This is a genomic window from Streptosporangium longisporum, assembly GCF_039534895.1.
Taxonomy (GTDB): Bacteria; Actinomycetota; Actinomycetes; order Streptosporangiales; family Streptosporangiaceae; genus Streptosporangium; species Streptosporangium longisporum.
Genome location: NZ_BAAAWD010000019.1, coordinates 254,407 through 267,375, shown reverse-complemented (window position 1 = coordinate 267,375; position 12,969 = coordinate 254,407). Strand labels below are relative to the sequence as shown.

Genomic DNA, 12,969 nt, shown 5'->3' with positions numbered 1-12,969 from the left:
TGGGGACGCGACCGTCGTCAGCGTCCGGTGATGGAGTCGGCGACGCGGGCCAGCACCGAGGTGCGGCCGAGCCCCGCGTTCTCCCGGGCGTCGGCCCGCCGGTAGAGGTCGTACATGGCGTGCACGCCGATCCACCGCAGCGGTTCCACCTCCCAGCCTCGCACCTTACGGTCCACCCAGGGCAGGGAGGCCAGCTCGGTGTCCTCGCGCAGGATCAGGTCGCGCAGGGTACGGCCGGCCAGGTTGGCCGTGGTGACCCCGTGGCCGGTGTAGCCGCCCGCCCAGCCGATGCCGGTGGCGTGGTCGACGTGCACGGTGGCGCACCAGTCGCGCGGCACGCCCAGCACGCCGGACCAGGCGTGCGCCACCCGGGAGGCCCGGACGGCGGGGAACATGCCGGTCAGCAGCTCCCACAGCGCCTCGATCGTCCAGGAGTGGGTGCGGCCGCGGTCGTCCACCCGCGAGCCGAACAGGTATGGCCTGCCGCGCCCGCCGAACGCGATCCGGCCGTCGGCGGTGCGCTGGGCGTACATGTAGTAGTGCGCCATGTCGCCGAGGAGCTCGCCGCCGGACCAGCCGATCTCGTCCCAGAGCTCCGCCCCCAGCGGCTCGGTGACGATCATGGAGCTGTTCATCGGCAGCCACGTCCGGTGGTACTGCCTGAACCCGGCGGTGAACCCCTCGGTGGCGCGGATGACGTGACCGGCGCGGACCGTGCCGCGGGGGGTGCGGGCCTCGTGCGGGGCGATCTCGGTGACCGGGGTCCGCTCGAAGATCTCCACCCCCATCTCCCGTACGGTGTCCGCCAGGCCGCGGGCCAGCTTGGCGGGCTGGATGCGGGCGCAGTGCGGGCTCCAGATCGCGCTGACCGCGCCGTTCACCCGCAGCCGCTCCTCCCGCTCGGCCGCGTCCAGCAGCCGCACGTCCTGCTCGGTCCAGCCCCAGTGGCGCTCGTGGGCCAGCAGCCGGCGCAGCCGACGGTCCTGGGCGGCGTTGGTGGCGACCGTGGTGACCCCGCCCTTGACGATCTCCGCGTCGATGTCCTCGTCCTCGGCCACGGCCACGACCTCGTCGACGGTCTCGAACATCACCCGCTGGAACCGCCTGGCCGCGTCCGCCCCGTGCGTCCTGGCGTAGCGCTCGGGGGTGCCCGCCAGCTCGCCGACCAGCCAGCCGCCGTTGCGCCCGGAGGCGCCGTAGCCCGCGAACTCCTTCTCCAGCACCACGACCCGCAGGCCTGGGGCCGCCTTCTTGAGGTAGTACGCGGTCCACAGGCCGGTGTATCCGGCGCCGACGACGGCCACGTCGGCGTCGAGGTCGCCGTCCAGGGGCGTACCGGCCGCGGGGAGACCGAGGGAGCGGTACCAGAAGGAGACGTCTCCGTTGACGAAATCCCCAGCCAGGGGAACACGCGTACTCATAGCTTCATATCCTGCTATATCCGTCTATATGGGCATAACCGGCAACGGAAATCGTTGCGGGAACGCCGTCCGGCCGCGTAATTAGTGATCTTGCCATACGTAACGATGGGCTCACTCATGTGTAGCAGTCCCGTAACAGGATCAGGAAAGGCTATCCCCTGACAGAGGGAGCGTTCTGATGGGATTTCTGCGAATCCGCACCACCGTCGACGAGCGGCCCGGGCGTCTCGCCTCGCTGGCCGCCGCGCTCGCCGCCAAGGGCGGCAACATCCTGGGCCTGAGCGTCCAGACCGACGCGAACGGCACGGTCGACGAGTTCGTCACGGACATCCCGGCGAACGCCGAGGCGGTCCGTGAGGCTCTGGAGGCCGCCGGGGGACGCGAGGTCCAGGTCGTCACCGCCACCGCGCACGAGCTGACCGACGAGCCCACCCGGGTCCTGCTGCTCGCCTCACGGCTGCGCACGACGCCCTGGCGCCTGCCGGAACTGCTCGGGGAGCTGCTGCGCGCCGAGGACTCCCGGTGGGTCTACGGCTCGGAGATGAGCGATCTTCCCGACCCGACGCTGCTCACCGTCCCGGTCACCGCGCGCCGTGCGATCAGGGTGCGCCGCTCCGAGCTTCCCTTCACCCTCACCGAGGCCGCCCGCGCCGCCTCCTTCGTACGGCTGGCGCAGCCCCCGGCCGAGCAGACCGGCTCCGACCGCGAGCTCAAGCTCTCCGACGGCACCGAGGTCCAGGTCCGCCCGCTCACCGGCCTGCACCGCGAGGCCGTACGCGACCTGCACGACCGCTGCTCGCCCGAGGCCCGCAGGTTCCGCTACTTCACCGCCATGCCGGTGCTGCCGCCGAAGGTCTTCGACCGCCTCTGCGACCGCACCCGCGGCCACTCGGTCGTCGCCGGACAGGACGGCCAGGTCATCGCCGTCGCCAGCCTGATGTTCACCCCGGACCCGGGCATCGCCGAGATGGCCTTCCTGGTCGAGGACCGCTGGCAGGGCAGGGGACTGGGCACCCACCTGGCCGGGGTGCTCGTCCGCCAGGCCCGCGACCTGGGCTTCGCCGAGGTCAGGGCGACCCTGCTGTCGGACAACGTGCGGATGCGCAGGCTGCTGGTCTCGCTCGGCGCGACCCTGAACCACACCGAGGACCCCGGCGTGGTGGAGGCCAGGCTGGCCGTGGGCGCGATGGCGACGGCGTCCCCGGGGTGAACCCGTCACACGTCCTCCCCGTTCCGGGATCGCTCAGGGGTCCCGGAACGGGGAGGCCACCCTCCCGCGCCTCCCGTCGGGGGCGGGCGCGGGCACGCCCCGATCCCTCCGGCTCCCCGGCCTTCCCGGTCTCTCCGTCCCCTCGCGGGTGAGGCCCTCAGGCGCCCGGTCTCTCCCCGGCCGCCGGCCCCGGGTCCTGTCCGGACCCGGGAGTCTCGTCGGGATCCCCGTCCGGCCGCCCGGGAACGCCGCCGGACGGTGCCGACGACTCCGGTGACGCCGGTGACGCGGATGACGCGGATGACGCCTCCGGGGAGAGCGGCGCCCCCGGGGAGCCGGAGCTCTCGCCCTCCGGCCCCAGCGCCGCCAGCCTGAGCTCGATCCGGTCCAGGCTCTCCTGGACGCGGTCCAGCCGTGCCTCCACGGAGGTCCCCATGATCGGGAAGCCCTCCTCCACGGCCGGCACGCGGCCCGGATCGCGCCGGCCGAGCACCGTGATCACCTGGGCGCGTACCGCCTCCAGGTGCGCGCCCCGGCCGGCCAGCACGCGCGCGGCCACCCCGTCGCCCTCACGGATCAGCCCGAGCAGGATGTGCTCGGTGCCGATGTAGCTGTGATGCAGGCCGAGCGCCTCCCGCAGGGACAGTTCGAGCACCTTCTTGGCGGGGGCGGTGAAGGGGATGTGACCGGGCTCGGTCCGCCCGCCCTTGCCGATGATCTCTTCCACGTCGTTCCTGACCTGGTCGCCGCCGATGCCGAACCTCTGCAGGGCGCGGCCGGCGACGCCGTCCTCCTCGCGGATCAGCCCGAGCAGGATGTGCTCGGTGCCGATGTGCCCGTGACCCAGGCGCCGGGCCTCCTCCTGGGCCAGGACCACGACCCTGCGGGCGCGGTCGGTGAAGCGCTCGAACACGGGGAGCCTCCAAGAGGGGTGTCGAGGTGCCTGACACCCACTATGCGCCAGGTGCGGGACGATCGGGAGGAGATCCCCCCGGGGATTTTCGCCCCGCGCGGCGCGCCCCGCGTGCTCCGGCCATTCCCTGTGAACGGGAAACCGTACATTTTCATGTCAGGTTCCTTGAGAATGCCTTCCGTGGGCGGCCGGGGGGTGCGTAGGGTCCCGGCATGACGATCGACGCCTTCATCGACGCGCTCCCCAAGGTCGAACTGCACGTCCACCTGGTCGGCTCCGCCTCGGTGCCCACCGTGCTCGAACTCGCCCGCCGCCACCCCGACGGCGGCGTCCCCGCCGAGGAGGAGGCGCTGCGCGCCTTCTACCGCTTCCGCGACTTCCCGCACTTCGCCCGGATCTACCAGGCGGTCAACGCCCTGGTCCGCGAGCCCGAGGACATCGCGACCCTGGTGCTCGGCCTGACCCGCGACCTGTCCGGGCAGAACGCCCGCTACGTCGAGCTGACCGTCACCCCGTACGCCCACCACGTGGTGGGCATGCCGATGCGCGAGGTCACCGAGGCCCTCGACCACGCCGCCCGCCGCTCCCTCGAGGAGCACGGCGTGCGGGTGGCGTACGTCTTCGACATCCCCGGCGAGTACGGCACCGAGGCGGCCCGGATCACCCTGGACCACGCGCTCGGAGAACCTCCCCACGCGCTGGTAGGTTTCGGGCTGGCCGGGATCGAGCAGGAACGCCCCAGGTACCGGGACACGTTCCGGGACGCCTTCCGTGCCGCCACGGCCGCCGGGCTGCGCAGCCTGCCGCACGCGGGCGAGATGAGCGGCCCCGAGACCATCTGGGAGGCCCTGGAGCACCTCGGCGCCGAGCGGATCGGCCACGGCATCTCCTGCATGGACGACCCCCGGCTGATCGCCCACCTGCGCGAGACCCGGATCCCGCTGGAGGTCTGCCCCACCTCCAACGTCTGCACCGGCCAGGTCGCCCGGATCGAGGACCACCCGCTGCCCCGCATGATCGAGGAGGGCCTGTTCGTCACCCTCAACAGCGACGACCCGCCCATGTTCGCCACCAGCCTGAGCCGCGAGTACCGGGTCGCCGCCGAGGACCTCGGCCTGGACCGCGACACCCTCGTCACCCTGGCCCGCAACGCCGTGCACGCCTCCAGCCTGGACCCGCAGGGCAGGCAGGAGATCCTCACCGAGATCGACGCCGTCTCCACCGGCCCGGTACCGGGGTGAACCGTGCCGGTCTCCGGTGGCCGTCGACGGCCGGGATCACTTCTGGCCGGGCGGCGGATTGAGCTGGGCCAGCCCGCTCTGGAACTCGGTGACCCACTCTCCGGTCTCCCTGGTGATCGTCGCCGACAGGTCGGTGATGAAGGCCCGGAGCAGTTCGAGGTACTCTTCCACCGGGATCGGCCCCTGTCCGGCCGCGTCGCGCGCGTTGAGCACCGCCCAGTCGAGCTGGAAGTCGTGAAGGCGCGACCGGATCTCCTGCGCACAGACCATGTTCCGCATCCAGCGGGACGACAGCCCGAGGAAATGGTCGAACGCGACGCAGACACCGGCCGAGGCGAGCAGCACATAGCCCCACCCCAGACCGCCCCCCGCCCCGGCCGCGCTGGCCAGCGGCTGGAGCCCGCCCGCGGCGGCCAGCACGATCGCCGCCCCTCGCACCACCTTGGAGGAGACCCGCTTCCTGACGCGGTCCCGCATGTACCAGGTGTACGCCTCGACGGCCCGCTCCTCGGCCTCGAGATACATCCGCCGCAGGACCTCCTCGGGCCTGCGCCACTCCTCGGCCGAGACCAGCGGAAAGGTCCTGACCCCCAGGTCGGGTTGCCTGAACGTACGACGCCCGCCCGGTGCGGAGCCTCCGCTCCCCTCCGGTGCCCGGCCGCCGGAGGGAACAGGGGCGGTGCTTGACATGAGGGTCACCTGTCTTCGGGGCGGGGGAGGAGCGCGCTCAGGGGAGAGTCGTACGGCACCCGGCGAAGGCCGGAGACGTAGGGGGCGAGTTCTTCCGCGGAGAAGGTGCACAGGTTGACGGCCCACCAGAACACGCCGGTGGGAGTGCCGCTGAGCTTGTGGACCAGCCCGTCGGGCCCGAAGGCGGCGGATCCGTCGGGCAGAGCGAGCAGCGAGGCGAGGTGGGCGCCGGTGGCGGGGTCCCAGACGCGGACGGTCGCGTCGTGTCCGGCGGTGGCCAGGCGGGTGCCGTCGGGGCTCCAGGAGATGGAGCGGATCCAGTGGGTGTGTCCTTCGAGGGTACGGACCAGGGTGCCGGTGGCGGGGTCCCAGACGCGGACGGTCGCGTCGTCGCCTGCGGTGGCCAGGCGGGTGCCGTCCGGGCTCCAGGAGACGGAGCGGACCCAGTCGGTGTGTCCTTCGAGGGTGCGGGTCCGGGTGCCGGTGGCGGGATCCCACAGGTGGACGGTCACGTCGTCGCCGCCGGTGGCGAGGCGGGTGCCGTCGGGGCTCCAGGCCAGCGCGTTGACGCCGCCGGTGCGACCCTCGACGGTGCGGGCCACGACCCCCGTGGTGTGATCCCAGATGCGGACGGTCGTGTCGTCACTGCCGGTGGCGAGGCAGGTGCCGTCGGGGTTCCAGGCCAGTGCGTTGACACCGCCGTCGTGGCCTTTGAGGACGCGGGATCGGAGGCCGGTGGAGGGATCCCAGACGCGGATGATCGCGTCACCGTCGGCGCTGGCGAGGTGGGTGCCGTCGGGGCTCCAGGCCAGCGCGTTGACGCCGCCGGTGTGTCCTTCGAGGGTGCGGGTCCGGGTGCCGGTGGCGGGGTCCCACAGGTGGACGGTCGCGTCGTCGCCGCCGGTGGCCAGGCGGGCGGCGTCGGGGCTCCAGGCGACGGAGCGGATCCAGTCGGTGTGTCCTTCGAGGGTGCGGGTCCGGGTGCCGGTGGCGGGATCCCACAGGTGAACGGTCGCGTCGTCGCCGCCGGTGGCCAGGCGGGTGCCGTCGGGGCTCCAGGCGACGGAGCCGGTCCAGCGGGTTCGGCCTTCGAGGGTACGGACCAGGGTGCCGGTGGCGGGGTCCCAGACGCGGATGATCGCGTCGTTGCCGATGGTGGCCAGGTGGATGGCGCCGGGACTCCAGGCCAGTGTGTTGACGCGGCCCGGGTGTCCTTCGAGGGTACGGACGAGGGTGCCGGTGGCGGGGTCCCAGACGCGCACGGTCGCGTCGTTGCCCGCGGTGGCCAGGTGGATGCCGTCCGGGCTCCAGGAGACGGAGTTGATCCAGTCGGCGTGTCCTTCGAGGGTACGGACGAGGGTGCCGGTGGCGGGGTCCCAGACGCGGACGGTCGCGTCGTTGCCCGCGGTGGCCAGGTGCGCGCCGTCCGGACTCCAGGTCAGTGTGTTGACACGGCCCGGGTGTCCTTCGAGGGTACGGACGAGAGCGCCGGTGGCGGGATCCCACAGGTGGGCGGTCGCGTCGTTGCCCGCGGTGGCCAGGTGCGCGCCGTCCGGGCTCCAGGCCAGCACGTTGACGCGGCCGGGGTGGATGTGGACGGCGCGGATCCGGGCGCCGGTGGCGGGGTCCCAGACGCGGACGGTCGCGTCGTCGCCGGCGGTGGCCAGGCGGGTGCCGTCCGGGCTCCAGGAGACGGAGCGGACCCAGTCGGTGTGTCCTTCGAGGGCACGGACCAGGGCGCCGGTGGCGGGGTCCCAGACGCGGACGGTCGCGTCGTCGCCGGCGGTGGCCAGGCGGGTGCCGTCCGGACTCCAGGCCAGCGTGTTGACGCCGCCGGTGTGGCCCTGGAGGGTACGGATCAGGGTGCCCGCGGCGGGATCCCAGAGGTGTATCCGATGACTGCTGCCACCGAAGGCCAGGATGTCCCCGCCGGGACTCCACGCCAACGAATGGAGCAGGCTGTCGTGTGACGGAGCCGACTCGTGCGACGGCACGAAGCGGGAAGGCAGGGCCGCGCCTCGGGTGTCGCAGCCGTCGAGGCGGCCCGGGGTCAGGACGGCGCCCAGCAGAACCGTACGGACCCACCGCGAGCCCTCGAAGCGCGCGCCGGTGAGGCCGGCGTCGAAGAACCGGGCCAGGGAGAAGTCGGCGCGCCGCAGGTCGGCGCCGTCGAGGCGCGCCTTCCTCCCAGAACTCTCCCGCAGTACGGCGTCGCGCAGGTCCGCACCGGTGAGGTCGGCACCGTCGAGGCGGGCCTCCCGCAGGTCCGCGCCGGAGAGGTCCGCGTCGCGGAGATCGGCTCCGGTGAGGTCGGCGCCGCGCAGGTTCATCCCGGAGAGCCTGACGCGCGGCCGGTCGCCGTCCCCGGAGCGCAGGGGAGCGTTCAGGCGGCGCAGCAGCGTCAGGGCGTTCTGCTTGGCCGTCCGTGTCGTCGTGTCGGTCCCGGCCGCGAGCGACGCCTGCGCCCAGGCGGTCACCGTGGATCTTCCCGCCAGTTCCGCGACGAAGTCGGCCATCAGCTCGGACAGGGCCCGCACCAGCAGTTCGGGCGGATTCCGCTCCCCCTCCTTGAGCCGTCCGGCGATCCGGTCCGCGACCAGCCACTCCATCACCGAGCGGTGCACGAACGCGAACCGTCCGCTCTCCGGGCGGACCAGGAGGGTGCCGGAACCGATCACGTGGGACGCCTGGCCGGGGGTGAGCCGGAGTTCGGCGAGGCTCCGCAGGGTCTCGGCGACGGTTCCCAGGGCGTCGAGGCCGAGGGTCTCCTGACCGGTGTTCCACAGCTCCAGCGCGAGCGCCTGCACCGCCGTCCAGCGATCCGTGACCGGCAGGGACGGCATCGTGCCCTTCGGCCGGGCACGGTCGTACTCGAACTCCAGCCAGCGTTCCAGCAGCTCGCGGTAGAGCACCGCGGCGCTGATCGTGCCCTTCCGGTCCCGGATCCGCCGGAGCCGGTTCTCGTCGAGCCGGGAGATGAAGCCGAGCATGCGCGGGTTCCGCGACAGCCCCAGAAGATCCTGCACGTCGCGCAGCAGTTCGAGTCGCGCGCGGGCACCGGCCTCGTCCCCGCCGAGGAGACGGGTGAGGAAGGCCAGGATCTGGGCGTCGTCGAACTCGTGGAGCCTGACGAGCCTCCGGCCCGGTACGGTGGCCAGCCTGCCGCTCAGGGCGGTCTCCACGTCCCGGTCGGACAGGAAGTACTGGGTGCGGCTGGTCAGCACCACCTTCGCCCGCCCCTGCGCGGCCTGGACCAGGGTGCCGAGGTGCTCGGCGGCCCGCTCGTAGGTCACGCGCAGCGCGAGCTCGTCGAAGCCGTCGAAGAGCAGCAGCACCCGTCCCTCATGGATGAGATAGCGCAGCAGGCGGTGGTCGATGACCTCCTCGCCGCCCGCCGTCAGGTGGGCGGCGAGGAGCTCGTCGAGGGTGTGGGCCTTCTCCAGGTCCCTGAGCTGGATCAGGATCGGGATGACCGGAGGGACGCCCTCCCGGTGGATCAGCCGGGTGAGCTCGCGGAGAAGGAAGGTCTTGCCGTGGCCGAAGTCGCCCAGCACGACGACGAACCGGCCGTCGTGGTCGGCGATCCACTCCCTCAGCCGTTCCAGCAGGCCGGGCCGGGCCTGTCCCGGTCCGCGGCCGTCCGCGACGCTGAAACGCTGCGGCACGTAGAGCTCGGAGGGATAGACCTGGCTGCCGGCCAGCCGCTCGGCCTGCTTGTCCGCGTACGGCTGCAGGTCGGGAACCCCCTGGAACTCCATCAGCCGCTGGAGGCGCACCCCCCGCATGCCCGACCAGGTCCTCAACTCCTCCGGGACGGCCTCGCCGTCGTAGACGAAGTACGAGGTCAGGTGAGGATCGCCGGCTCGATAGCGCGCGTCCACCTCCGACAGGAAGGACTCCATCACCTCACGACCCGGCGGCCCCTCGCACACCCCGATCGGATACATCGACACCTGGGGCTCGGACGGCACCGTGACCCGCAGGTAGCCGGAGCGCCTGTCACCGCTCCTGATCTCTTTCACATCCGCTTCCGGATGGCGCACCCGGCAGACCTGACGCACCCGGGTGAGCAGGTCGTCGCGGTGGACGTCCGGTGAGCGGCGGGTACGAGGGTCCGCCTCCTCGTCGCGCTCGTCGTCCCGGGACGCGAGGGAGGGAAAGGTGGCGTGGCAGTCGTCGAAGGAGCGCTTCAGCCGGCGCGTCGCCTGGTCACGGCCGATCCCGATGCCCGTGTCACCCTCCCAGCGACGGCGGGAGGCGTTGTACCGCCTCGCGTACACCTGGAGGCCTCCGGGGGTGACCTCGACGAGCTGGTACTGGTTGGGCACCTCGTCCGGGCGTGCCGCCTCACGGACCCCGGTGCTGCCCGCGCAGAGCACGGCGAGGGCGTCGGCGCCGTAACTGTCGATGCGGCCCTCATGGGTGTGGCCGTGCAGCAACAGGTTCAGGTGCGGGGCGACGAGCTCGCCGAAATGGTGCCGATCACGCAGGAAGGCGTCGTCCTCCGGGTCGACGATCACCGGGTTGTGGTGCATCACGCCGATCCTGAGCCAGCCCCGCCCGGCGTACGCGCGCAGCCTGTCGGCGAACCAGCGCAGCTGCTCCTCGCCGCAGAAGCCGTAGTGGTCCGGGTCCCGATGGCTCTCGGCCATGGTGGAGTTGAGCCCGGCGACGACCGTGTTCAGCTCGGGCATCTCGAACAGGGACCACGGCTGGTCCTTGGGGAATTCGATACCGGGTATTCCAATATAAAACTGGCTGAACATCCTGAAAAAGGGCATCCATTTCGGCCAGTACGGGGGCACGGGATTGATTTCGTCCCCGGCGCAGTCATCGAAGTACGCCCGGCATTTCTTCCAGCTGATGTCATGGTTGCCCGGCACCATCGCGACCCGGTCATTTCCGAGCCCGAGACCCTCCGCCACTTCGGTGAGAAACTCGTTCACCTTCGTGAACTCGGTGGGAAGTGCCCATTCGGTCAGATCTCCGGAGGCGACCACCAGGTCGGGCCGCAGCTCATGCTCCCCCTGGAGCCAGGCGAGGTCGTCCAGCAGCCGTGCGGCCAGCGAGGAGCATTTGCGATCCCCCTCGGTGATGCCCTCTGTCCCGAATCGATGCTCCTTTCCGAACTGCATGTCCGAAACATGAAGAATGGTGACAGAGTGCCGACCGGTCATGATCCCTCCACGGATACCGCCGTGGTCGCAATCATAAGGCGGTCGTTGATATGAAAAATCCTCGCAAATCAATTTTCATCTGTCGGCCCAGAGCCGTGACAACGGATCGTCGGCCGGGGTCGGGAGGCGGCGAGCGCCGCCCGTGCGGCGGCCGTCTTCATCACCGGCCGACGGGGATCGTCCTTGACCGGGAGAAACCCGTGGAAGGAGGAGAAGCCGGCGGCACGGTCGTCGATCGCGTCGACCACGATGACGCGACCCCCGCCGTCCCCGAGGCCGAGACGATCTTGGAGACGGCGTTCACCGGCCGTGGCCGTGGCCTGTCGCGCGGTCGGGAGCGAACCGCGATCCTCCGTGCCGGCCCGCAACGCCGTGCACGCCTCCAGCCCGGACCCGCGGGAGATCCTCACCGAGATCGACGCGGTCGCCGGACGGCGTCCGTGAGCGTCCGGGGGACCGGTGAGGTGGGGCTAGTTGTTCCTGCCGTTCGGGTTGGGGTTCGCGTTCGGGTTCGGGTTGTTGTTCCCGTTCCCCCCGTTGCCGTTGTTCCCGTTGCCACCGTTGTCGCCGGGCTCCGGCTTGGGCGCCGCGGAGGTGGCCGCGACGGTGGGTTCCGTGCCGGATCCGGTCGCGGTCGGCCGCGCCGGGGTGGTGGACCGCTCACGGGGCGAGGTGGTCGCGGCCTGGTCGCGAGGCTCGGCCGTGGAACGGTCGCGAGGCGCGGTCGTGGGCTGCGGCCGGGGTTCGGCCGTGGAACGGCCGCGAGGTTCGGACGTGGACCGCCCGCGGGGCGTGGAGGTGGAACGGTGGCCGGTCGTGGGATGCACCTCGGGGACCTCGGGCACCTCGGGAACGCGGTCGATCCGGAGCGTCGCGGCGGGATCGGCGCTGGCGGGGGCGACACGCGGCGACCGGTCGAGCCCGCCGTCCGGATGCTGGGACGTGAAGGCGCTGATCGTGACGAGAACGCCCGCGAGCAGGGCCACGACGCCCGCCGAGAGCCACCGGTACCCGATGGTCCGCCGACGCGCCGGAGCGGGCCCGGAACGGTCACCGTTCCCGGCGTGCCCGTGACGCGTGGACGGGGGGACCGTACCGGACCCGAGGCCGAACACGGGCGAGGGGACGGACGCGGGGCCGGACATGGGGGAGGGGGCGGAGCCGAGGGCAGGGGCTGAGACAGAGACAGGGGCAGGGGCGGAGGCAGCGCCGGGGGCGGGGACGGGCGGAGGGGTGGGGGTGGGAACGGGATCGGGGGAGGGGACGGGGGCGGAGTGCCCCGTGGTGCTCCGGACGGCGGCGGACGTCACGATCGCCCCGGTGCGGAAGGGGATCCCGGCCTCACCGGTGTCCCGGTCCCACGACGCGGCCTCTTTCGGTTCCCGGCCCTGCGACGTGACCGTGTCCTGCTCCCGGTACCCCGGCACGGCCGTGTCCCCCTCCGGGACGCGCAGCGCGGCCACCTCCCTCAGCTGCTCGCGGGCGCGGGCGGCGTCGGTACGCAGGGCGGGATCCTTCTGGAGCAGGCCGGTGATGACGGGCGCCAGGGGGCCGGCGTACCGGAACACGGGGGCGGTCGTCATCACCGCGGTGAACGTGGCCATCACGGTGCTGCGGGCGAACGGAGCGTGTCCCTCGACGGCCGCGTACAGGGTGGCACCCAGGGACCACAGGTCGCTCCGGGGGCTGGAGGCGCCGCCGCCGGCGCGCTCGGGAGCGATGTAGGCGGGCGTGCCCACGACCATGCCCGCGCTGGTGAGACCGCCCTCCTTGTTCACGGCGGTGGCCAGCCCGAAGTCGGTCAGGATCGACCGCCCGTCGTCGGTGAGCAGGATGTTGGCGGGCTTGACGTCGCGGTGGACGACACCGGCCGCGTGCGCGGCCTCCAGCGCCGACAGCACCTCCAGCCCGATGCGCGCGACGACGGGCACGGGCAGGCGGCCCTCGGTGGTGATCACCTCGGTGAGGTCGCGGGACCGGACGAGCTGCAGCATGATCCACGGGTTGCGGTCGGTGCGGACCACGTCGTACACCGCGGCGATGTTGGGGTGGTTCAGCCGCGCGGCCAGGCGCGCCTCCCTCAGGGTGCGCTCCAGCAGGACCTCGCGCTCCGCCTGGGGCAGGTGGTCGGAGATCACGACCTCCTTGGCCGCGACCTCGCGATCGAGGAGCTCGTCGTGGGCGCGCCACACCGTCGCCATGCCGCCCCTGCCCAGTTCGGCGATGAGACGGTACCGCCCGGCCAGCAGCAGGCCCTCGTAGTGCAGAAAAGCCACGACACCTCCCTACCCGGTTGATGATCCGACATGCCGGTCGT

General features: G+C 72.1%; 6 protein-coding genes and 1 pseudogene. 2 read left to right on the top strand and 5 right to left on the bottom strand.

The features are described 5' to 3' along the window. Positions 1 to 17: 17 nt before the first annotated feature. Positions 18 to 1,421: an NAD(P)/FAD-dependent oxidoreductase gene (locus ABD832_RS33130; protein WP_344903463.1), complete on the bottom strand. Its 1,404-nt coding sequence runs from the start codon at positions 1,419 to 1,421 to the stop codon at positions 18 to 20. Positions 1,422 to 1,599: 178 nt separating this feature from the next. Here ABD832_RS33130 and ABD832_RS33125 point away from each other — a divergent pair, with 178 nt between their 5' ends. Further along, a complete protein-coding gene (locus ABD832_RS33125; RefSeq protein WP_344903460.1) occupies positions 1,600 to 2,631 on the top strand; it encodes a GNAT family N-acetyltransferase in 1,032 nt (343 codons plus the stop codon). A gap of 487 nt (positions 2,632 to 3,118) precedes the next feature. Here ABD832_RS33125 and ABD832_RS33120 read toward each other — a convergent pair. Next, positions 3,119 to 3,544, bottom strand: a pseudogene (locus tag ABD832_RS33120) (Clp protease N-terminal domain-containing protein); the annotation flags it as partial. Between the two features lie 212 nt (positions 3,545 to 3,756). Between ABD832_RS33120 and add the strand changes: the two are divergent. Beyond that, positions 3,757 to 4,785 carry an adenosine deaminase gene (add, locus tag ABD832_RS33115; RefSeq protein ID WP_344903457.1) on the top strand — a complete coding sequence of 343 codons (1,029 nt, stop codon included), beginning with the start codon at positions 3,757 to 3,759 and terminating at the stop codon, positions 4,783 to 4,785. A gap of 36 nt (positions 4,786 to 4,821) precedes the next feature. Here add and ABD832_RS33110 read toward each other — a convergent pair whose 3' ends face one another. The 3 genes from ABD832_RS33110 to ABD832_RS33100 form a co-directional block, all read right to left on the bottom strand. After that, positions 4,822 to 5,475: an SLATT domain-containing protein gene (locus ABD832_RS33110; RefSeq protein WP_344903454.1), complete on the bottom strand. Its 654-nt coding sequence runs from the start codon at positions 5,473 to 5,475 to the stop codon at positions 4,822 to 4,824. A 5-nt stretch (positions 5,476 to 5,480) separates the two neighbouring features. Continuing rightward, positions 5,481 to 10,652 (bottom strand): WD40 domain-containing protein, encoded by a 5,172-nt coding sequence (locus ABD832_RS33105; protein WP_344903451.1) that lies wholly within the window; start codon positions 10,650 to 10,652, stop codon positions 5,481 to 5,483. Positions 10,653 to 11,122: 470 nt separating this feature from the next. Then, a complete protein-coding gene (locus tag ABD832_RS33100) occupies positions 11,123 to 12,928 on the bottom strand; it encodes a serine/threonine-protein kinase (RefSeq protein WP_344903448.1) in 1,806 nt (601 codons plus the stop codon). Positions 12,929 to 12,969: the final 41 nt, after the last annotated feature.

Excerpts from the sequence above, each read along its gene's own strand:
- add (WP_344903457.1), top strand. The coding sequence starts at position 3,757 with ATGACGATCGACGCCTTCATCGACGCGCTCCCCAAGGTCGAACTGCAC.
- ABD832_RS33130 (WP_344903463.1), bottom strand. The coding sequence starts at position 1,421 with ATGAGTACGCGTGTTCCCCTGGCTGGGGATTTCGTCAACGGAGACGTC.
- ABD832_RS33110 (WP_344903454.1), bottom strand. The coding sequence starts at position 5,475 with ATGTCAAGCACCGCCCCTGTTCCCTCCGGCGGCCGGGCACCGGAGGGG.
- ABD832_RS33105 (WP_344903451.1), bottom strand. The coding sequence starts at position 10,652 with ATGACCGGTCGGCACTCTGTCACCATTCTTCATGTTTCGGACATGCAG.
- ABD832_RS33125 (WP_344903460.1), top strand. The coding sequence starts at position 1,600 with ATGGGATTTCTGCGAATCCGCACCACCGTCGACGAGCGGCCCGGGCGT.